The following is a 20,530-nucleotide window of genomic DNA, read 5'->3' as shown; positions in this document are numbered from 1 at the left end:
ACTCCGGTCACCCGCCCGCCGCGCGATGCGGGCCGAATGCGCGGGAACGGGCATACTCGACACGATCATGACGACGACAAGCACCGGCCCCGCAGACGCCCGCACGCCGATCTCGGTCGCCCTGGTGACCCTCGGGTGCACCCGCAACGAGGTCGACTCCGAGGAGCTGGCCGGCCGCCTGGAGGCCGACGGCTTCCGCCTCGTCGCCGACCCGGCCGACGCCGAGACCGTCGTGGTCAACACCTGCGGCTTCGTCGAGGCCGCCAAGAAGGACTCCGTCGACACCCTCCTGCAGGCCGCCGACCTCAAGGCCCAGTCGAAGGCAGGGCAGGGCCGGACCCAGGCGGTCGTCGCCGTCGGGTGCCTGGCCGAGCGCTACGGCAAGGACCTCGCCGAGTCGCTCCCCGAGGCCGACGCGGTGCTGGGCTTCGACGACTACCCCGACATCGCCGCCCGGCTGCGCTCGATCGTGGCGGGGGAGACCCACCAGGCCCACACCCCGCAGGACCGGCGCAAGCTGCTGCCGATCTCGCCGGTCGAGCGCTCCGCCGCCGAGGTCGTCGTCCCCGGTCACGGGCTCGACCAGCTGGGCGCGGGCGCACCGGCCACCGGCCCGCGCGCCGTCCGCAAGCGGCTCGACGGCGGTCCGATGGCCCCGCTCAAGCTGGCCAGCGGCTGCGACCGCCGCTGCTCGTTCTGCGCCATCCCCAGCTTCCGCGGCTCCTTCGTCAGCCGCCGCCCCTCCGACGTGCTCGCCGAGGCCCGCTGGCTGGCCGAGCACGGCGCCCGCGAGCTGTTCCTGGTGAGCGAGAACTCCACGTCCTACGGCAAGGACCTCGGCGACCTGCGCCTGCTCGAGACGCTGCTGCCCGAGCTGGCCGCCGTCGACGGGATCGACCGGGTGCGGGTCTCCTACCTGCAGCCGGCCGAGACCCGGCCCGGCCTGATCGAGGCGATCGCGACGACGCCCGGAGTGGTGCCGTACTTCGACCTGTCCTTCCAGCACGCCAGCGCCACGGTGCTGCGTCGGATGCGCCGCTTCGGCGACCCCGAGAGCTTCCTCGCCCTGCTCGAGTCGATCCGGTCGCTCGCCCCTGAGGCCGGGGTGCGGTCCAACGTCATCGTCGGCTTCCCCGGCGAGACCGAGGAGGACCTCGAGACGCTCTGCGACTTCCTGGTCGCGGCGCGCATGGACGTCACCGGCGTCTTCGGCTACTCCGACGAGGACGGCACCGAGGCCGCGTCGTACGACCTCAAGCTCGACGAGGACGAGGTCCGGGCCCGGGCCGAGCACGTCACCGCGCTCGTCGAGGAGCTCAACGCCCAGCGTGCCGAGGAGCGGATCGGCGAGCGGGTGAGCGTCCTGGTCGAGTCCCTGGAGACCGAGGGCGGGTACGCCGCCGAGGGTCGTGCCGCCCACCAGGGTCCGGAGGTCGACGGGACCACGGCGCTCGAGACCGTCCCCGCCGGCACCCGCGTGGGTGACCTGCTGCCCGCCGTCGTGGTCGCCTCCGAGGGCGTCGACCTGGTGGCCCGACCGATGGGATCCGATCGATGACCACCGAGCATGCCGAGCCCACGGTGAGCAACTGGAACCTCCCCAACGTCCTGACCTCGCTGCGGATCGTGATGGTCCCGTTCTTCGGCTGGGCGCTGCTCGTCGACGGCGGCGACTCGATCCTGTGGCGGACCGTCGCCTGGGCACTGTTCGGGATCGCGATGATCACCGACAAGATCGACGGCGACATCGCGCGGGCCCGCAACCTGGTCACCAACTTCGGCAAGATCGCCGACCCCATCGCGGACAAGGCGATCACCGGGATGGCCTTCGTCGGCCTCTCCATCGTCGGCGACATCTGGTGGTGGGTCACGATCGTCGTGCTGGTGCGCGAGTGGAGCGTCACCCTGCTCCGGCTCTCGCTGCTCAAGGACGTCGTCATCGCCGCCGCGTGGAGCGGCAAGGTCAAGACGACGCTCCAGGCGATCGCCCTCGGCCTGCTGTGCCTGCCGCTGCGTCAGGTCGACGGCGCGCTCGACACCGTCGGCAACGTGCTCTTCTACATCGCGCAGGTGCTGCTCGCCGGTGCGGTCGCGATGACCCTCTGGTCCGGCTACGAGTTCTTCCGCGACGTCGTGCGCCAGCGCCGGGCGCCCGCCGCCGGCTGAGTTCTTCCCCCCACCCCCCGACGGTCTCCGGGGGACATCGGATAGTCACGGCGCGTTCACCGGCACTGGTGGCGGATCCCGGGGGTCCGGGAGCTAGGGTGTCGCGCGTCACTCGCGTCCGACTCCGGACCATCTCGGAAGGCTCACCCATGCCCTCGTCTCGGAAGGGGGTCGCGGCCACGCTCGGCCTCGGCCTCACCCTCGCCGGTCTGGCCGTCACGGCCCCGGCTCTCGCCAACATCGCCGGGAGCGGCCTCGTCATCAGCGAGGCGTACGGCGGTGGCGGCAACAGCGGTGCGACCTACACCCACGACTTCGTCGAGCTCTACAACCCCACGTCGGCGCCGATCAGCGTCGACGGCATGTCGGTGCAGTACCGCTCCAGCGGCAGCACCTCCGCGGCCAGCGGCGTCACCGCGCTGACCGGCAGCGTGCCGGCCGGCGGCCACTACCTCGTCCAGGAGGCGAAGGGCAGCGGCGGCACGACCGCCCTGCCGCAGCCCGACGCGACCGGCAGCATCGCGATGGCCGGCAGCGCCTTCACCGTGTGGCTCGCCGACGGGACCACCGCGCTGAACCCGCCAGCCGGCGCGGCGCAAGGCACCGCCGGCGTGGTCGACCTGGTCGGCGTCGACAGCAACACCTTCGAGACGACCAAGGCCGCCGCGGTCGCCAACGCCACGTCCACGCAGCGCGCGGCCTCGGGCGCCGACACGGACGTGAACTCCGCCGACCTCGCCACCGCGGCGCCCACCCCGCAGGGCTCCGGCGGCGGGCCGGTCGACCCGCCGCCGTCCACGCCGGTCGAGAGGACGATCGCCGAGATCCAGGGCACCGGCGCCGCCTCGCCCGTCGCCGGCCAGGACGTCGTGACCCGCGGCGTGGTGACCGCGGCGTACCCCGCCGGCGGCTTCTACGGCTACGTGCTGCAGACCCCCGGCACCGGCTCGGCCACCGACGCGACCCCCGGTGCCTCCGACGGCGTCTACGTCTACCAGCCCAGCGGTGCCGTCACGGTCGCGCCGGGCGACTACGTCGAGGTGACGGGCAAGGTCAGCGAGTTCGGTGACCCCGCCAAGGGCGGCACCCTCACCGAGCTGACCGTGCCGGGGACAGCCGTGAAGGACCTCGGCGCCGCTCCGGCGCCGGTCACCCCGCTGGCCACCGACCTGCCGGCGTCCGCCGCGGACCGCGAGGCCCACGAGAGCGAGCTGCTCGACGTGAGCGGCCAGCACTTCACGGTCACCAACAACTACTCGACCAACCAGTACGCCGAGATCGGCCTCGCGACGGGGGACACCCCGCTCGTCGCCCCGACCGAGACCACCGACGCCCAGGACACCGCCGCCATCGCGGCGGCCACCGCGGCGAACGCCGCCCGCGCCATCACCCTCGACGACGGCGCGAGCACCAACTTCCTGCCCTTCGGCGGCGGGCCGGCCCAGGACATCCCGCTGCCCTGGCTCGGCACCGACAACCCGGTGCGCGTCTCCTCGGCCGCGACCTTCCACGAGCCGGTCGTCCTCGACTTCCGCAACAACACCTGGAAGCTCCAGCCCACCCACCAGGTCACCGACGAGGGCCGCGACGTCGTGACCTTCAGCGACACCCGCAGCGAGAACGCCGCACCCCAGGACGTGGGCGGTGACCTGAGGCTGGCGACGTTCAACGTGCTGAACTACTTCAACACCACCGGCGTCGACTACGTCGCCGCCGGCGGCTCGTGCACGTTCTACGACGACCGCGACGACAACCACGTCACCAACCGCGACTGCGGCGACACCGGCCCTCGCGGCGCGGCCGAGGACGACGACCTGCAGCGCCAGCGCGACAAGATCGTCACCGCGATCAACACCCTGGACGCCGACATCGTGTCGCTGGAGGAGATCGAGAACTCGGTCGCCCTCGGCGAGGCCGACCGGGACGACGCGCTGGCTTCCCTCGTCGACGCCCTCAACGCCGCCGCCGGCAGCACCCGCTGGGCGTACGCTCCGTCGCCGGACGCGGCCGACCTGCCCCCGCTCGCGGAGCAGGACGTGATCCGGACGGCGTTCATCTACGACCCCGCCACGGTGGACCTCGTCGGCCCGTCGAAGGTGCTCACCGGGTCGACGGCGTTCCACAACGCGCGGCAGCCGCTGGCCCAGACGTTCAAGCCCAAGGGCGCCAACGACGCCACCACCTTCGGCGTCATCGTGAACCACTTCAAGTCCAAGGGCTCCGGCACCGACGACGGCACCGGCCAGGGCAACGCCAACCCCGACCGGGTCGCCCAGGCGGAGGCGCTGTCGACGTTCGCGGACGACTTCAAGGCCGAGCGCGGCATCAGCAAGCTCTTCCTCACCGGTGACTTCAACGCCTACTCGAGGGAGGACCCGGTCCAGAAGCTCGAGGAGAAGGGCTACACCAACCTGCAGTCCGACACCCCGGACGAGTGGACCTACAACTTCGGTGGCATGGACGGCTCGCTCGACCACGTGTTCGCCAACGCCGACGCGCTCGCCGACGTGACCGGGGTGGACATCTGGAACATCAACGCCGACGAGTCGGTGGCCTTCGAGTACAGCCGCTTCAACTACAACGCCATCGACTTCTACCAGGCCGACCAGTTCCGCGCCTCCGACCACGACCCGGAGGTCGTCGGCATCGACGTGCCGGGCTTCCCGGCCGAGCCGGCCGAGGGCGCGGACTCCTCGCTCGCCGTGAAGGCGACCCCCCGCACGGTGACCGCCGGGAAGACCCGCGTCAAGCTGCACGTCCGGGTCTCCTCGGAGGCGGGCACGCCCACCGGCACCGTGCAGGTCGTCGCCGACGGCCGCACCTACGAGGTCACGCTGCACCACGGACGTGGCCAGGTCCGGCTGGACCGGTTCGCGACGCCGGGCACGAAGACGGTCGAGGTCGACTACCTCGGTGACGAGGCGACCGCGCCGTCATCGACGACGATCGACATCCGGGTGCGCACCAAGCCGGGTCACCAGCACTGACGCAGCGACCCGGCACCACGACCCGCAGGGGGTCGGCCCGGAACGGGCCGGCCCCCTGCGGCGTGTCAGCGACCGGCGAGGTCGAACGCCGCCTGGACCAGGGCGAGGTGGCTGAACGCCTGAGGGAAGTTGCCGACCATCCGGCCGTTGGCGGCGTCGTACTCCTCGGAGAGCAGGCCGACGTCGTTGACCAGGCCGACCAGCCGGCCCAGGAGCTGCTCGGCGTCGTCGCGGCGCCCCGCGGCGGCGTAGGCCGAGACCAGCCAGAACGAGCAGGCGAGGAAGGGGTGCTCGTCGCCGCCGAGTCCGTCGACACCGGTCTCGGTGCGGTACCTCAGCACCAGGCCGTCACGGATCAGGTCCTCCTCGACGGCCGCGATCGTGCCCAGCATGCGCGGGTCGTCCCCGTCGATGAAGCCGGCCTGGGGCAGGACCAGCAGCGAGGCGTCGACCTCCGTGGTGTCGTAGTGCTGGGTGAAGGTGTTGCGGCCCGCGTCGAAGCCCTTCTCCAGCACCTCGTCCCGCACGGCGTCGCGCAGCTTGCGCCAGCTCTCGACGTCGCCGGGCAGGTCGTACTCCTCCACGGCCCGGACCGCGCGGTCGAAGGCCGCCCAGACCATGACCCGTGAGTGCGTGAAGCGGCGGGGCTCGCCGCGGATCTCCCACAGGCCGTGGTCGGGGCGGTCCCACGAGCGGGCGAGCTCGTCGACGAGGGTGCGCTGGAGGGACCAGGAGTTCTCGTCGAACGCCCCGAACGCGTGGCGCGTGTGCTCGAGCGCGATCATCACCTCGCCGAGCACGTCGGACTGGCGCTGGCCGACCGCGCCGTTACCGATCCGCACCGGCCGGGAGCCTGCGTACCCGGGCAGGTGGTCCAGGCTGTGCTCGGGCAGCCGCCGGGCGCCGTCGACGGCGTACATGATCTGCAGGTCCTCGGGGTCGCCCGCGACCGCGCGCAGCAGCCAGGAGCGCCACAGCCTGGCCTCCTCGGTGTAGCCGGCCCGCACGAGCGACGAGAGCGTGAGCGCGGCGTCGCGGAGCCAGCAGTAGCGGTAGTCCCAGTTGCGCTCGCCGCCGAAGTCCTCGGGCAGCGAGGTGGTGGGCGCGGCGACGATGCCGCCGGTGGCCTCGTGGGTGAGCAGGCGCAGCGTCTGCAGCGACCGGCGTACGACGTCGGGGTGGGGCACGTCGGCCGGGCACCGCTCGGCCCACGCCTCGTCGGCGTCGATGGTGACGCGGATCCGGTCGGTGAGGTCGCCGAGGTCCTCGAGGTCGATGTGGGAGGGCACCCAGGTGGTCGAGAAGAGCAGCTCGTCGCCCTCCTCGACGTCGAACACGTCGTTGTGGCGGTGGTCGGTCGCGACCGGCAGCCGCGGCCCGCGCAGGATCAGCTTGTCGGGCCCGCCGATCGCGGTGATGACCTTCTCGCCGCAGATGGTCTCCCGGCGCACCCAGGGCCGGACCTCGCCGTAGTCCAGGCGGATCAGCCACTCGTGGCTCATGGTGACCGTGCCGCGGACACCACGGAGGCGGCGTACGACGTCGGCGCGTCTGTCCCCCCGGGGCATCAGGTCGACCAGCTCGACGACCCCGGTCTCGGTGGTGAACGTCGTCTGCAGCACGCCGGAGTTGCCGAGGTAGCGGCGCTCGGACTCGAAGTCACCCTCGGGGCACAGCTGCCAGTGGCCGTGCTCCTCCGTGCCGAGCAGGGCCGCCAGGCAGGCGGGGGAGTCGAAGCGCGGCAGGCACAGCCAGTCGATGGAGCCGTTGCGCCCGACCAGGGCGGCCGTGCGCAGGTCGCCGATGAGCGCGTAGTCCTCGATGGGCAGGGCCATGAGGGGAGGTTAGCCAGAGGTCCCAGGCAGGAGCAGCACGAAGTGCGCGCCGCGCTCGCCGTCCTCGTCGGCCAGGGTGAGCCGACCGCCGGCCCGCTCGGCGAGGCTGCGGGCGATCGCGAGCCCCAGCCCGCTGCCGCCCACCTGCCGCGACCGCGCCCGGTCCCCGCTGTGGAACCGCTCGAAGATGCGCTCGCGGTCGCCGTCCGGGACGCCGGGGCCGTCGTCGAGGACGTCCAGCCGGCCGTGGCCGCCCTCCGCTCCCACGCGCAGCTCGACCCTCGACCGCGCGTGCGCGGCGGCGTTGTCGAGGAGGTTGCGCACGATCCGCTGGGCCTCGCCCCGGTTGGCCAGCACGGGAGCGGCGGACACCCGGCTGGTGTCCACGACCAGGTCGCGGCCGCTGCGGGCCCGGGCGGCCTCCTCGAGCACGACGTCCTCCAGGTCCAGGGGAGCGGCCCGGGCGGCCGGGGCGCCGGCGTCGACGGCGGCGAGGACGAGGAGGTCGCCGACGAGCCGCTCCATCTCGGTGGTGGTGGCCAGGACGCCGGTGCCGAGCGTGGTGACGTCGGTGGTGGCCGGCTGCTCGAGGGCGACCTCGACCTGGGCCCGCTGGGCTGCCAGCGGGCTCTGCAGGTCGTGGGACACGTCGGCGACGAGGTCGCGCTGGCGGCGTGCGGAGGCCTCGAGCCGCGCCAGCATCCGGTTCATCGTCGCGGCCAGCCGCCCGACCTCGTCGTCGACGCCCGTGTCGGGCACCCGCCGGTCCAGCCGGTCCTCGTTGATGGCGTCCACCTCGAGGCGGATCCGGTCCACCCGGGCCAGCGCGCGGCCGATCACCAGCCAGGTGCCGAGCGCGATCAGGAGGAGGAGCACGGGCACGCCGACGAGCAGGGACCGGCGCAGCGCGGTCGAGGCCTCGCGGACCGACTCCAGGCTGGTGCCCAGGTAGACGGTGACCTCGCCGTCGCGGCCGGGACCGGTGCCCGCCCACAGCCGGTAGGTCTCGGTCTCGACGTCGTCCGGGGCGTCCACCGTCCGCACCGACAGCCCCGGTCCCGGGTCGAAGCCCGCGATGGGCGGCGCGCCCCGGATGTTCGGCGACGCCGCCAGCACCCGGCCGTCCGCGGAGACCACCTGTCCGACGCCCTCGTCGTCGAGGTTGGTCAGGGTCGCCGGCAGGTCCCCGGTCGCGGCCAGCTGCAGGAGGTCGTGGATCCGTGACCGGGCGAGCTCGTCGGCCCCGCTGCGCAGGTGGGCCTCGAGGGTGAGCACCAGGGCGACCGAGGCGAGGACCAGGGTCAGCCCCGTGAGCGCGGTCGCCAGCAAGGTGGCGCGGGTGCGCAGGGTGAGGCGGCGCACGTCAGCCACCGTCCGGGTCCAGCCGGTAGCCGACCAGGCGGACGGTCTGGAGGCTCGTACGGCCGAACGGCTCGTCGATGCGCTGGCGGAGCTGGCGGACGTAGACCTCGACGATGTTGGGGTCACCGTCGAACGAGAAGTCCCAGACGTGGCCGAGGATCGTCGCCTTGGAGACGACCTCGCCCGCCCGGCGCAGCAGGAACTCCAGCATCGAGAACTGGCGCGGCGTCAGCTCCACGGGCGTCTCCCCGCGCCAGACGCGGTGACCGGCCGGGTCCAGCCGGAGGTCGCCGGCGGTCAGCATGGTGGGCCGCTCGTGCCGGCCGCGACGGGTCAGCGCCCGCAACCTCGCCACCAGGACCATGAACGAGAACGGCTTGGCGAGGAAGTCGTCCGCGCCGGCGTCGAGCGCCCGGGTCTCCTGCTCCGGCCCCGCCCGGGCGGTGAGCATCAGGATCGGGGTCCAGTCCCCGGCCTCGCGGCGCCGGGCGCACAGCTCGTCCCCGCGCAGGCCCGGCAGCATCACGTCGAGCACCATCGCGTCGTACTCGTTCTCCTGGGCCAGCCACTCACCGTCGGTCCCGTCCAGGGCCACGTCGACGGCGTACCCCTCGCTCTCCAGGCCGCGGCGCAGCGCCGTCGCGAGCTGCTTGTCGTCCTCGACCACCAGGAGTCGCATGGCCCCAGCGTGGCACGGATCCGCTGAGCGCCCGCTGAACGCGGCCTGAAGGAGCACCCGCGGCGACGGAGCGTCTTCAGGAGGGCTTCAGCCGGCCCGGGGGAGGGTGGGGGCAGGCAAGGGGCAGGCTAGGGGCACGACGAGAGGGGATCGACGATGAGGAAGCGTGTGTGGGCGATCGGGGCCGGGCTGGCGACCGCCGCCGTCGCGACCGCCGGGGGCGTCGCCATCGCCGGCAACGGTGACGACGGGGCTGCCAGTCACGACTACACCCAGGAGCAGGCGGACGCAGCCACCAAGGCTGCGCTGGAGGCGACCGGGGGCGGCACCGCGAACAGCGTCGAGACCGACTCGGAGAACGGCGCGACGTACGAGGTCGAGGTGACCGAACCGGACGGTGACACCGTCGACGTGCGGCTCGACCAGCACTACCGGGTGGTCGTGATCGAGGGCGACGGCGAGGGCTGAGCGGCGTGGGCGGGCGTCTAGCATCCCGGGCATGACCGATCTCGACACCCGGGTCCACCTGCTGCTGCGCGCCGCCGGCCACAGCATCGCCACCGCCGAGTCGCTGACCGGGGGCCGGCTCGCGGTCCACTTCACCGACGTCCCCGGTGCGTCCGAGACCTACCTGGGCGGCGTGGTCACGTACGCGACCGAGGTCAAGGCGTCGGTGCTCGACGTCCCCGGCACGGTCATCGAGCGGCACGGCGTGGTGTCCGCGGAGTGCGCGACGGCGATGGCGTCCGGGGTCCGGGCGTTGACCGGGGCGTCGTTCGGGCTGAGCACCACCGGGGTCGCCGGCCCCACCGAGCAGGAGGGCAAGGCCCCCGGCACCGTCTTCGTCGGCATCTCCGGCCCCGGCCTGCTCGAGGCCGTCGAGCTGCACCTCGACGGGGGCCGCGAGCAGGTCCAGGAGCAGACCTGCACCAAGGCGCTCGAGGCACTTGTCGCGATCCTGGTGAAGGAAGAAACGCCTCTCGGGTAGCGTTGCACCAGCAGTTCGGCCCGCTCGGAGGAAAGGAGAGGCGCATGGTGCTGTTCCGTCGGCTTCTCGGCGACGTGCTCCGCGACCGTCGCATCCAGCGCGGCATGACCCTGCGCGAGGTCTCCGCGGAGGCCCGGGTCAGCCTGGGCTACATCTCCGAGATCGAGCGCGGCCAGAAGGAAGCCTCCTCCGAGCTGCTCGCCTCGCTCTGCCTGGCCCTGGAGGCGCCGCTCTCCGACGTGCTGCGCGAGGTCTCCGACGCCGTCGCCCTCGAGGAGGCGGCCGCCGCCGCCACGCCGATCTCGGTCAGCGCCCGCTCCCGGGCCGGCGAGGTCGTGGCCTCCGCCGCCTGACCGGCAGCCTCAGCCGCCCGGCTCGGGGCTCGGCTGGCACGACGGGCACCAGTACGTCGCCCGCTCACGCCCCGGCGGGCCCGTCATCTCGACCCGGACGGGCGTGCCGCACCGTCGGCACGGGCTCTTGTCGCGCCGGTAGACCCACAGCCGCTCACGCTCCCGCAGGTCACCGGTGGTCGACTGCACCGGGCGCTCCTTGTTGAGCTCGAGCATCTGCTTGGCGCGGCGTACCAGCCGGGGAAGGGCGGACACGTCGCCGACGGGCGTGCGCGGGTGCAGGCCGCTGGTGAAGCACAGCTCGGCCATGTACATGTTGCCGATCCCGGCGAGACGCGACTGGTCCAGCAGGGCCTCGTTGAGGGGGCGGGACGGGTCCTCGCGCAGCCGGCGCAGCGCCTCGTCCTCGTCCCAGTCGGGTCCGAGCAGGTCGGGCCCGAGGTGGCCGACCGCCTCGTCCTCCCGGTCGCGTGGCAGCAGCTCGACGATCCCGAGGGAGAAGCCCACCGCCTCGGCCTTCCCGGTGGCGAGCACCACGCGTGCCTGGTGGGCCGGCCGCCGCCACCGGCCACCGGGCTCGTAGACGCGCCAGGCACCCTCCATCTTCAGGTGGGTGTGCAGCGTCCACGCCTGGTCGGAGCCGTCGACGCGGGTCAGCAGGTGCTTGCCACGCGAGACGGTCTCGCGGACGATGCCCCCGGCGAGGTCGGCCGTGGCCAGCTGCGGCACCCGGAAGTCGGTGCGCAGCAGGACCTGGCCCGACAGCCGCCGGTCCAGCAGCCGGGCCGCCCGGAAGACGGTGTCGCCCTCAGGCACTGCTGCTCACCCGCAGCCGCAGTCCCTTGGGCGTGGAGACGAAGCCGGCGGACTGGAGCGCCTCCCGCAACGGCGTGGATCCGGAGCCGAGCAGCTGCTCGCCATCGGCCTTCTCGACCGTCATCCGGCCCAGTGAGCCGCGGCGGGCGGCCTCGGCGAGGGCGGCCGTCGCGGGTGCCAGCAGGTCGAGGTCGTCGGACCAGGTCAGCAGGGTGCGGCCGCCGCGCTCGACGTACAGCACGAGCTCGCCGTCGACCAGCACGACCAGCGCCCCGGCCTTGCGGCCCGGGCGGTGGCCGCTCTTCTCGGTGCCGGAACCGGTCGGGCCGGGCCAGGGCAGCGCGGCACCGAAGGGGTTGGCCGGGTCGGTCGCGGCGAGCGCCACCGCGGTCGGCTTGGCGTCGTCGGGCACCTCGGAGAACGTGCGCAGCCGGTCGACGGCGCCCGCGGTGCCGAACTGGGCGGCGCCGAGACCGCTGACGAAGTAGCCGCGGCGGCAGCGGCCGGTCTCCTCGAAGGCGGAGAGCACCTTGTAGACCGCGGCGAAGCCGCCGGGGACGCGCTCGCTGACCACGGCGCCCCGGATCACCACGCCGTGCCGGTCCAGCAGCCGCTCGGCGGTGGCGTGGGCCCGGCGGGTGGGGTCGGTGTCGATCTCCGGGAGCAGCGCCCAGCGGCCGGCCGTCTCGGGCGGCCCGCTGCGCGCCGGCATCCGGGCCCGGCCGCCGGTGGTCGAGGACATGCGCACGCGCAGCGGTGGCCGGCGGCTGCGGTGGCTGGGTGTGCCGGACCGGGTGAGCGCCCGCAGCGGGGTCAGTGTGTCGTTGCTGATCCGGCCCGCCCACACCAGGTCCCACAGCGCTGTCGACAGCGCCGCGTCGTTCGTGGAGCCGACCGAGTCGGCGAGCTGGCGGAAGAACCACGCACCGCCGGGTGCGAGCGCGGCCAGGACCGCCTCGTGCAGCTCGGAGAACTCGAAGGGCTGCGGGTCGGGCAGCGTCAGCGGGGCCTGGTCCGCGAGGTGCAGGGAGACCCAGCCGTCGGCGCCGGGCAGCGCCGCGTGGCCGGCCCAGACCACCTCGCCGGAGGCGGTCAGCTCGTCGAGGTACGACGGCTCGTAGTCGCGCACGCGCGCGGACAGGACCAGCGGCTCGAGCGCCGACGCGGGCACCGGGCAGCCGGCCAGCTGGTCGATCGCCGAGAGCACGCCGTCGACCCCGCGCAGCCCGCCGCGACCACCCGAGGCGGGTGCGATGTGCTGCCAGGCGCTGAGGAAGCGGCTCAGGGCCGCCGGCTCGACCGGCTCGACCTCCTTGCGGAGCCGGGCGAGGGAGCGGCGACGCAGCCGGCGCAGCACCTCGGCGTCGCACCACTCCGACCCCGACCCGGCCGGGCGGAACTCGCCGTCGAGGACCCGGCCCTGGGCGGCGAGCCGCTGGAGCGTGTGGCGCACCACGGCACCGCCCAGCCCGAGCCGCGCCGCCACCTGCTCGGTGGTGAACGGCCCGTGGGTGCGGGCGAAGCGCGCGACCAGGTCGGCGAGCGGGTCCTCGACCGGCTCGGCGAACGCGTCGGGGGTGCCGGGCGGGACCGGGACTCCGAGCCCGTCCCGTAGCCGGCCGATGTCCTCGACGGCGCTCCAGCGCTCCTCACCGCCCATCCGGACCACGGTGGCCCGGCGGGCATCGGCCAGGTTCGTCAGCCAGCCCCGGGCGTCGGCGCCGTCCACGCACCGCTCGGCCACCTCGTCGGTGGTCAGCGGCCCCAGCACCCGCAGCAGGTCGGCGACACTCTCGGCGTCGCGCGCCTTCCGGTCGGGGACGAGGCGCTGCAGCTCGGCCTCGACCTCCGCGAGCACCTCGGGGTCGAGCAGCTCGCGCAGCTCGGCGCGGCCGAGGAGCTCGGCGAGCAGCCCCTGGTCGAGGGACAGCGCAGCGGCGCGTCGCTCCGCGATGGGGGAGTCGCCCTCGTACATGAACTGGGCGACGTACCCGAACAGCAGGCTGCGGGCGAACGGGGAGGGTGCCTGGGTGGCCACGTCGACCACCTGGAGCTCGCGTCGGTCCACGCGCTGCATCAGCGCGACCAGCGCAGGCAGGTCGTAGACGTCCTGCAGGCACTCGCGGACCGCCTCGAGCACGATCGGGAAGGAGGGGTACTTCGCCGCGACCTCCAGCAGCGCCGCGGAGCGCTGACGCTGCTGCCACAGCGGCGAGCGGCGGCCGGGGTCTCGACGGGGGAGCAGCAGCGCGCGGGCGGCACACTCGCGGAACCGGGACGCGAACAGGGCCGATCCGCCGACCTCCTGGGTGACGAGGTCCTCGATCTCCCCGGCCTCGAAGACCACCACGTCGCCGCCCGGCGGCTCGGCGTCGGTGTCGGGGATGCGGATCACGATGCCGTCGTCGGAGGCGACCGCCTGCCCGTCCACGCCGTACCGCTCGCGCAGCCGGGCGTTGATGGCCAGCGCCCACGGGGCGTGGACGGGGGTGCCGAAGGGGGAGTGGAGCACCAGGCGCCAGTCGCCGAGCTCGTCGCGGAACCGCTCCACGAGGAGGGTCCGGTCGCTGGGCAGCGCGTTGGTCGCCTCGAGCTGCTCGTGCAGGTAGGTCACGAGGTTGCCGGCCGCCCACTCGTCGAGGCCGCCCTCACGGGCCCGCTCCGCGGCCCGGTCCCGCGGGAGGGAGCCGAGCTCGCGGGTGAAGGAGCCGATCGCCTCGCCCAGCTCGGCCGGGCGGCCCAGGGCGTCGCCCTTCCAGAACGGCAGCCGACCGGGGATCCCGGGAGCAGGGGTCACCAGGACCCGGTCGTGGGTGATGTCCTCGATCCGCCAGCTGGTGGCGCCGAGCGCGAAGATGTCGCCGACCCGGGACTCGTAGACCATTTCCTCGTCGAGCTCACCGACCCGGCGGCCAGGTCCCTCGCCCCCGACGAGGAAGACGCCGAAGAGGCCACGGTCGGGGATGGTGCCGCCACTGGTCACCGCCAGCCGCTGGGCGCCCGGGCGACCGGTGAGGGCGCCGGTGACCCGGTCCCACACGATCCTCGGCCGCAGCTCGGCGAACTCGTCGGACGGGTAACGGCCGCTGAGCAGGTCGAGCGTGGCGTCGTACGCCGATCGCGGCAGCGCCGTGAACGGGGCACTCCTCTTCACCAGCTCGAACAGGTCGTCGGTCTGCCAGGCCTCGAGCGCCGTGGCCGCGACGACCTGCTGGGCGAGGACGTCGAGCGGGTTGGCGGGCACCCGGAGGGACTCGATCGCGCCGGTGCGCATCCGCTCCACCGCGACCGCGGTCTGGGCCAGGTCGCCGCGGTGCTTGGGGAACAGCACGCCCCGGGAGACCTCACCGACCTGGTGCCCGGCGCGGCCCACCCGCTGCAGCGCGCTGGCGACGCTCGGGGGTGACTCGATCTGCACCACGAGGTCGACCGCACCCATGTCGATGCCGAGCTCGAGGCTGCTGGTCGCGACGACGCAGGGGAGCCGGCCGCGCTTGAGGTCGTCCTCGATGACCGCGCGCTGCTCCTTCGAGACCGAGCCGTGGTGGGCCTTGGCGATGACGACGGCGCCCGGGGCGTCGGTCGAGCTCGTCGAGAGCCCCGACTGGCCCATCACCTGGGCGGGTGGGCCACCGGCCGTCTCGAGCTGCGCGCCCGCGCGCTCGCCGGCGATCTCGTTGAGCCTCGCGGTCAGCCGCTCGGCCAGTCGGCGGGAGTTGGCGAAGACGATCGTCGAGCGGTGGGCCTCCACCAGGTCGACCACCCGCTCCTCCACGTGCGGCCAGATCGACTGGGCGCGCTGGGGGTCCTCGGAGTCCTCGTCGTAGTCGTCCGGGGCGGTCATGTCCTCGACCGGCACCACGACCTTCAGGTCCCACTCCTTCTGCGAGGCCGGCGCCACGATCTCCACCGGGGCGGAGCCACCGAGGAAGCGCGCCACCTCCTCCAGCGGCCGCACCGTCGCGCTCAGCCCGATGCGCTGCGCGGGGCGGGGGAGCAGGGCGTCCAGCCGCTCGAGCGACACCGCCAGGTGGGCGCCGCGCTTGGAGCCGGCCACGGCGTGCACCTCGTCGACGATCACCGTCTCCACCCCGCGCAGCGACTCGCGGGCCTGGGAGGTGAGCATCAGGAAGAGCGACTCGGGCGTGGTGATCAGGATGTCCGGCGGCGCGCTGGTCAGCCGGCGCCGGTCGGCCGCCGAGGTGTCGCCGGACCGCAGGCCGACGGTGACGTCGGGCACCGGGGTCCCGAGCCGGTCGGCGGTGTGACGGATGCCGGTCAGCGGCGCCCGCAGGTTGCGCTCCACGTCGACCGCGAGCGCCTTGAGGGGCGAGACGTAGAGGACCCGGCAGCGGTGCCCCTTGTCCTCCGGGGGCGGCGTGGTGAGCAGCCGGTCGAGGGACCACAGGAACGCCGACAGCGTCTTGCCCGAGCCGGTCGGGGCGACCACGAGCGCGTGCCGGCCGGCGCGGATCGCCTCCCACGCGCCCGCCTGGGCGGGGGTGGGCGAGGCGAACGCGGCACCGAACCAGGTGCGGGTCGGCTCGCTGAACCGGTCGAGTACGTCGCTCACGCGACCATCCTTGCCGATGGGTCCGACAGCCGGTCGTTCCGGCGGCCCTCCCGAATGGTCAGGGACCGTGTCGAAAACGCCCTCGGACGTGCGGTTGGTGACCAACCAGCAACCGGAGGCCTGGGGGCCGGTCTCGGCTCGGGCGGGCTGCGTCGATTGGTCAGGGACTGCATCGATTTCGACCGAAACGTTGCGGTTGGGGACCAATCCGCAGCCGGAGGCCAGGGGCCGGTGTCGGCTCGGGCGGGGAGCGTCGATTGGTCAGGGACCGCACCGGCTGCGCCGGGAGTGTTGCGGTTGGGGACCAATCCGCAGCCGGAGGCCTCGGGGCCGGTCTCGGCTCGGGCGGGCTGCGTCGATTGGTCAGGGACTGCATCGATTTCGACCGAAACGTTGCGGTTGGGGACCAAACCGCACCCCGAAGCCCGGGAGCCGGCCCGAGCCGACGCCCGCCTGCCCGTGGCCGGCCGAGGACCGTGCCCGCATGAGTCCGCAGGGCCGGGAGTGGACCGAGACCCGAGCCGACCCCAACCGGAAGCCAGGGCCGGTGTCGGCTCGGATGGGCCGCGCCGATTGGTCAGGGACTGCATCGATTTGGCTCGAAGTGATGCGGTTGGGGACCAAACCGCACCCCGAAGCCCGGGAGCCGGCCCGGGCCGAAGCCCACCCCCCCCGTAGCCAGCCGAGAACCGCAACCGAAGGCAACCGGAGAGCCGGGCGTCGACCGGAGCCGCGGCCGCCCCCACCGCCGGCGGACGACCTATGACCCGATCGTCACCCGCAGGCTCCAGAACTTCCCGAACAGCTGGTCCTTCGCGCTCCCGGTCGACGTTCGGTTGCCGATGGTCGGCCGGCCGGTCGGCGTGATGGACCCGACGTCGAACGTCGTCGAGGTGCTCAGCGAGTCCACGGTCACGCCCAGGGTCGTGCCGCGGCGCCAGCAGCTGAAGGTGTGCTGCGCGCCGCCGTCGTTGAGGGATGCGTGGCCGGAGGTCAGATTCAGGCGGCCGCCGGTGCCGTTGAAGACGCACTGCGGCACGCCCTTCTGGCTGAGCTGCAGCTTGATCTGGGGAGCGTCGTACAGGCCGAACTGGGCGACGTTCGGTGTCGACCTTGCGTTCAGCCTGTCCATGCTCATCACGGCGGTCCAGGTGAAGTCCTCGGTGCCGGGGGCCGGGAACGAGTCGCCGGTCCAGGTCGCCAGGGAGAGTGCCTTGGTGAACCTCACTGCGGGGGCACCGGCGGCGACCACCGCGGTGCCGCCCTGGAGGGTGAACGGGAGCTCGCCGCCGGAGCCGACCAGCCGATTGGTGACCGGGTCGTAGCTCCACGTGGACTGCTGGACGGTCGCAGCGGCGGCGGGCGGCACGGCGACGAGGGCGGGCAGCGACAGGAGGGCGGCGGCTGCGAGGGGCAGTCGCGCTCGGGCAGGTGTGAGACGTGCGCGCACGGGTCGAGCTTCTTCGGTCCGGTGATCCTGGGCACCCCCGTCCGATCGAGACTAGCGACCGGCCGGATCGGCGACCAGCCCGGTCCAATCGGCCGCCGGACGGGCGCGGGGGACGAAAGTCGGGTGAGCGTTGTCGGCGAGTGTTTGTAGGGTCCTCGACGTGACGGATTCCATGATCCTGGCTCGGGGGCTGCGCAAGTCGTTCGGCGACTTCGAGGCGGTCCTGGGCATCGACGTCGACGTACGCCGCGGCGAGGCGTTCGGATTCCTCGGGCCCAACGGCGCCGGGAAGTCCTCGACGATGCGGATGGTCGCCGCGGTCTCGCCGGCGAGCGGTGGCGAGCTGCGGATCCTCGGCCTGGACCCGGCGGTCGACGGCCCGGCGATCCGCGCCCGGATCGGGGTGTGCCCGCAGGAGGACACCCTCGACACCGAGCTCACCGTGCGCGACAACCTCTACGTCTACGGCCGCTACTTCGGGCTGCCGCGCAAGGAGGTGCGCTCCCGGGTCGACGAGCTGCTGGAGTTCGTGCAGCTGACCGACAAGTCCGGCGCCAGCGTCGATGACCTCTCCGGCGGCATGAAGCGGCGGCTGACCATCGCCCGCTCGCTGATCAACCGGCCCGAGGTGCTGCTGCTCGACGAGCCGACCACGGGCCTCGACCCGCAGGCGCGCCACGTCGTGTGGGAGCGGCTGTTCCGGCTCAAGCAGCAGGGCGTCACGCTGGTCCTCACCACCCACTACATGGACGAGGCCGAGCAGCTGTGCGACCGGCTCGTCGTGATGGACAAGGGCGTGATCGTCGCCGAGGGGTCGCCCCTCGAGCTGATCCGCACCCACTCCACCCGCGAGGTGGCCGAGCTCCGCTTCGGGGTCGCCGACGTCGGGGAGAGCCACGAGGCGCTGGCGGAGAAGGTCGCCGACCTCGGCGACCGCGTCGAGGTGCTGCCCGACCGGCTGCTGGTCTACAGCGAGGACGGCGAGGAGGTCATCGCGAAGGTGCACGAGCGCGGCCTCGAGCCCGCCGCGGTGCTGGTCCGCCGGTCCACCCTCGAGGACGTCTTCCTGCGCCTCACCGGCCGGACGCTGGTCGACTGATGGCCGGCCTCGACCACCCGGCGGCCTCCTCCGCGCCGGCCAACGCGTTCGCCGGCGCCGGTCGTCTCGTCGACTACTGGGCGATCGCCTACAAGCGGACCTGGAAGGGCAGCGCCATCTCGTCCTTCGTGACGCCGCTGCTCTACGTGCTGGCGATGGGGGTGCTGCTCGGTGGGTTCATCGAGGGCGACCCCGACCAGCTCGAGGGCGCGACGTCGTACCTCGCCTTCGTGGCGCCGGGCATGGTCGCCGCGCAGGCCATGACGACGGTCTTCGGCGAGGTCACCTACCCGGTGATGGGCATGATCAAGTGGAACAAGTCCTACTTCGGCATGATCGCCAGTCCACTGGGCGTGCGTGACGTGATCCTGGCCCACCTCGGCTTCGTGCTCTTCCGGGTCGGCCTGACCTGCGCGGTCTTCCTGGCGGTGATGGCGCCGTTCGGTGTCTTCGAGTCGGTGCCGGGCGTGATCGGCGCGTTCTTCGTGCAGCTGCTGATCGGGGCGGCCTTCGCGACCCCGATCTATGCGTTCACGGCGGGGCTGAAGGACGAGAGCGCCTTCGCGCTGGTGTTCCGGCTCGGGATGATCCCGCTCTTCCTGTTCTCCGGAGCGTTCTTCCCGATCACCAACCTCGACGCCTGGATGGAGGCGCTGGCGAGGGTGACGCCGCTCTGGCACGGCGTCGACCTGACCCGGATGCTCACCCTCGGCGAGGTCGACTGGACCCTGGCCGCCGTCCACGTCGCCTACCTGGTGGCGCTGACCCTCGCCGGCTGGTTCTGGGCCGTCCACCGCCTGCAGAAGAGGATGATCGCGTGAGCATGCTGACCACGAGCGTCGGCCGCGCGGCCGCCTCCCCGCTCTCGGCCACGGACGCCACCTGGCTGCTGGTCTACCGCAACTACCTGGCCTACCGGCGCGCCTGGTACATCTTCGTCAGCGGCTTCCTCGAGCCGGTGTTCTACCTCTTCTCGATCGGGGTCGGCGTCGGCCAGCTGGTCACCGGGTTCGAGTTCAACGGCCAGCAGATCCCGTACGCCGAGTTCGTGGCGCCCGGGATGCTCGCCGCCTCGGCGATGAACGGCTCCCTGCTCGACTCGACGTTCAACTTCTTCTTCAAGCTGAAGTACAACAAGCTCTTCGACCAGATGCTGGCCACGCCGCTGTCCACGATGGACATCGCCCGCGGCGAGCTGAGCTGGTCGCTGCTGCGGGGCGGGATCTACTCCGCCGCGTTCCTGCTGGTGATGGTCGCCATGGGACTGGTCAGCTCCTGGTGGGCGGTGCTGGTGGTGCCGGCGACGCTCCTGATCGGGCTCGCGTTCGGTGGCATCTGCATGGCGCTGACCACGTTCATGCGCAGCTGGCAGGACTTCGAGTTCGTCACCCTGGCGACGCTGCCGATGTTCCTCTTCTCGGCGACCTTCTTCCCGGTCACCGCGTTCCCCCCCGTGGTCCGCTGGGTCGTGGAGTGCACGCCGCTCTACCGCGGCGTGGTGCTGTGCCGCGAGCTCACGACCGGGGCCGTCTCGTGGGGCTCCCTGGTCTCCGTGGTCTACCTCGTGGCGATGGGGCTGGTCGGCCTGGCGATCGTGCGCCGGCGGCTCGACGCCCTGCTGCTCACCTGAGGGCTGCTCACCTGAGGGCTGCTCACCTAAGGGCTGCTCACCTGACGGCTGCTCACCGGAGGCTGCTCACGCGAGCCGCAGCTCGAAGAGCTCGGTGTCGATCCAGCGGCCGAGCTTGTGGCCGACGTCGTGGAGCACTCCGACGGAGGAGAAGCCGCACGCCCGGTGCAGGGCGCGGCTCGCGTCGTTCGGCAACGCGACCACGGCCACGGCCAGCCGCACGTCGTCGGCGCGCAGCGCGGCCAGCAGCGCGTCGTACAGGCCGCGCCCGAGGCCGCGACCGCGGGCGTCCCCGGCGAGGTAGACGGACGTCTCCCGGGTGCGGGCGTAGGCGGCGCGCGGACGGTACGCCGACGAGTAGGCGTAGCCGAGCACCCGCCCGTCGTCCTCGGCGACCAGGAGGTGGTCTCCGGGGTGGGTGCTGTCCAGCCGGATCCGCCAGTAGTCCAGGTCCGGCGGCTCGGTCGCGAAGGTCGAGATGCCGTGCAGCACCTCGACGTCGTAGATCGCCTTGATCCCAGGGAGGTCCTGCTCGGTCGCGGGGCGGATCGGCATGGCCGAAAGGTACCCAAGGCTGGCAGGAATGCTCGCG

Annotated in this window: 16 protein-coding genes; 9 read left to right on the top strand and 7 right to left on the bottom strand. The window is 73.0% G+C overall.

All coding sequences use genetic code 11. The annotated features are described in order from the left end of the window. Positions 1 to 109: 109 nt before the first annotated feature. From rimO to ACFO9I_RS17515, 3 genes are all read left to right on the top strand, one after another. A complete protein-coding gene (gene rimO / locus ACFO9I_RS17525) occupies positions 110 to 1,558 on the top strand; it encodes a 30S ribosomal protein S12 methylthiotransferase RimO (protein WP_379183661.1) in 1,449 nt (482 codons plus the stop codon). Further along, a complete protein-coding gene (gene pgsA / locus ACFO9I_RS17520) occupies positions 1,555 to 2,166 on the top strand; it encodes a CDP-diacylglycerol--glycerol-3-phosphate 3-phosphatidyltransferase (RefSeq protein ID WP_379183159.1) in 612 nt (203 codons plus the stop codon). The genes rimO and pgsA overlap by 4 nt, the downstream gene beginning before the upstream one ends. Positions 2,167 to 2,315: 149 nt before the next feature. Continuing rightward, positions 2,316 to 5,153 carry an ExeM/NucH family extracellular endonuclease gene (locus ACFO9I_RS17515; RefSeq protein ID WP_379183157.1) on the top strand — a complete coding sequence of 946 codons (2,838 nt, stop codon included), beginning with the start codon at positions 2,316 to 2,318 and terminating at the stop codon, positions 5,151 to 5,153. Between the two features lie 65 nt (positions 5,154 to 5,218). Here the strand turns inward: ACFO9I_RS17515 and ACFO9I_RS17510 are convergent, their stop codons facing one another. Genes ACFO9I_RS17510 through ACFO9I_RS17500 form a run of 3 tightly spaced genes read right to left on the bottom strand, consistent with a single transcriptional unit; the run spans position 5,219 to position 9,029 of the window. Then, the gene (locus ACFO9I_RS17510) at positions 5,219 to 6,988 is read right to left on the bottom strand and encodes a glycoside hydrolase family 15 protein (RefSeq protein WP_379183155.1); all 1,770 of its coding nucleotides are present in this window, start codon (positions 6,986 to 6,988) and stop codon (positions 5,219 to 5,221) included. A gap of 9 nt (positions 6,989 to 6,997) precedes the next feature. Then, positions 6,998 to 8,350, bottom strand: a complete 1,353-nt coding sequence (locus ACFO9I_RS17505) for a sensor histidine kinase (RefSeq protein ID WP_379183153.1) — start codon at positions 8,348 to 8,350, stop codon at positions 6,998 to 7,000. A gap of 1 nt (position 8,351) precedes the next feature. Further along, positions 8,352 to 9,029, bottom strand: a complete 678-nt coding sequence (locus ACFO9I_RS17500; protein WP_379183151.1) for a response regulator transcription factor — start codon at positions 9,027 to 9,029, stop codon at positions 8,352 to 8,354. 156 nt (positions 9,030 to 9,185) lie between these two features. Between ACFO9I_RS17500 and ACFO9I_RS17495 the strand changes: the two genes are divergently transcribed. Genes ACFO9I_RS17495 through ACFO9I_RS17485 form a run of 3 tightly spaced genes read left to right on the top strand, consistent with a single transcriptional unit; the run spans position 9,186 to position 10,370 of the window. After that, on the top strand, positions 9,186 to 9,497 hold the full coding sequence (locus tag ACFO9I_RS17495) for a PepSY domain-containing protein (RefSeq protein ID WP_379183150.1): 312 nt from the start codon (positions 9,186 to 9,188) through the stop codon (positions 9,495 to 9,497). Between the two features lie 31 nt (positions 9,498 to 9,528). After that, entirely contained in the window at positions 9,529 to 10,017 is a 489-nt protein-coding gene (locus tag ACFO9I_RS17490) for a CinA family protein (RefSeq protein WP_379183148.1), read from the top strand. A 44-nt stretch (positions 10,018 to 10,061) separates the two neighbouring features. After that, entirely contained in the window at positions 10,062 to 10,370 is a 309-nt protein-coding gene (locus ACFO9I_RS17485) for a helix-turn-helix domain-containing protein (protein WP_379183146.1), read from the top strand. A 9-nt stretch (positions 10,371 to 10,379) separates the two neighbouring features. Here ACFO9I_RS17485 and ACFO9I_RS17480 read toward each other — a convergent pair whose 3' ends face one another. The 3 genes from ACFO9I_RS17480 to ACFO9I_RS17470 all read right to left on the bottom strand — a co-directional run bounded on the left by ACFO9I_RS17480 (position 10,380) and on the right by ACFO9I_RS17470 (position 17,209). Further along, the gene (locus tag ACFO9I_RS17480; RefSeq protein WP_379183144.1) at positions 10,380 to 11,186 is read right to left on the bottom strand and encodes a DNA-formamidopyrimidine glycosylase family protein; all 807 of its coding nucleotides are present in this window, start codon (positions 11,184 to 11,186) and stop codon (positions 10,380 to 10,382) included. Then, on the bottom strand, positions 11,179 to 15,759 hold the full coding sequence (locus ACFO9I_RS17475; protein WP_379183142.1) for an ATP-dependent helicase: 4,581 nt from the start codon (positions 15,757 to 15,759) through the stop codon (positions 11,179 to 11,181). The genes ACFO9I_RS17480 and ACFO9I_RS17475 overlap by 8 nt, the downstream gene beginning before the upstream one ends. Positions 15,760 to 16,519: 760 nt before the next feature. Continuing rightward, the gene (locus ACFO9I_RS17470) at positions 16,520 to 17,209 is read right to left on the bottom strand and encodes a hypothetical protein (RefSeq protein ID WP_379183140.1); all 690 of its coding nucleotides are present in this window, start codon (positions 17,207 to 17,209) and stop codon (positions 16,520 to 16,522) included. A 172-nt stretch (positions 17,210 to 17,381) separates the two neighbouring features. On the opposite strand from ACFO9I_RS17470, the gene ACFO9I_RS17465 reads away from it, so the two are divergent. Genes ACFO9I_RS17465 through ACFO9I_RS17455 form a run of 3 tightly spaced genes read left to right on the top strand, consistent with a single transcriptional unit; the run spans position 17,382 to position 19,938 of the window. Next, entirely contained in the window at positions 17,382 to 18,308 is a 927-nt protein-coding gene (locus tag ACFO9I_RS17465; protein ID WP_379183659.1) for an ABC transporter ATP-binding protein, read from the top strand. Further along, on the top strand, positions 18,308 to 19,129 hold the full coding sequence (locus ACFO9I_RS17460; RefSeq protein ID WP_379183138.1) for an ABC transporter permease: 822 nt from the start codon (positions 18,308 to 18,310) through the stop codon (positions 19,127 to 19,129). The genes ACFO9I_RS17465 and ACFO9I_RS17460 overlap by 1 nt, the downstream gene beginning before the upstream one ends. 2 nt (positions 19,130 to 19,131) lie before the next feature. After that, on the top strand, positions 19,132 to 19,938 hold the full coding sequence (locus ACFO9I_RS17455; RefSeq protein WP_379183657.1) for an ABC transporter permease: 807 nt from the start codon (positions 19,132 to 19,134) through the stop codon (positions 19,936 to 19,938). Positions 19,939 to 20,004: 66 nt separating this feature from the next. Here the strand turns inward: ACFO9I_RS17455 and ACFO9I_RS17450 are convergent, their stop codons facing one another. After that, a complete protein-coding gene (locus tag ACFO9I_RS17450) occupies positions 20,005 to 20,493 on the bottom strand; it encodes a GNAT family N-acetyltransferase (protein WP_379183136.1) in 489 nt (162 codons plus the stop codon). Positions 20,494 to 20,530 lie beyond the last annotated feature (37 nt).

Origin of the sequence: Nocardioides sp. GCM10023255, from assembly GCF_042653125.1 — a bacterium.
Classification (GTDB): Bacteria; Actinomycetota; Actinomycetes; order Propionibacteriales; family Nocardioidaceae; genus Nocardioides.
Note: the sequence above shows the minus strand (reverse complement) of the source record. Positions and strands in the feature narration are given on the sequence as shown.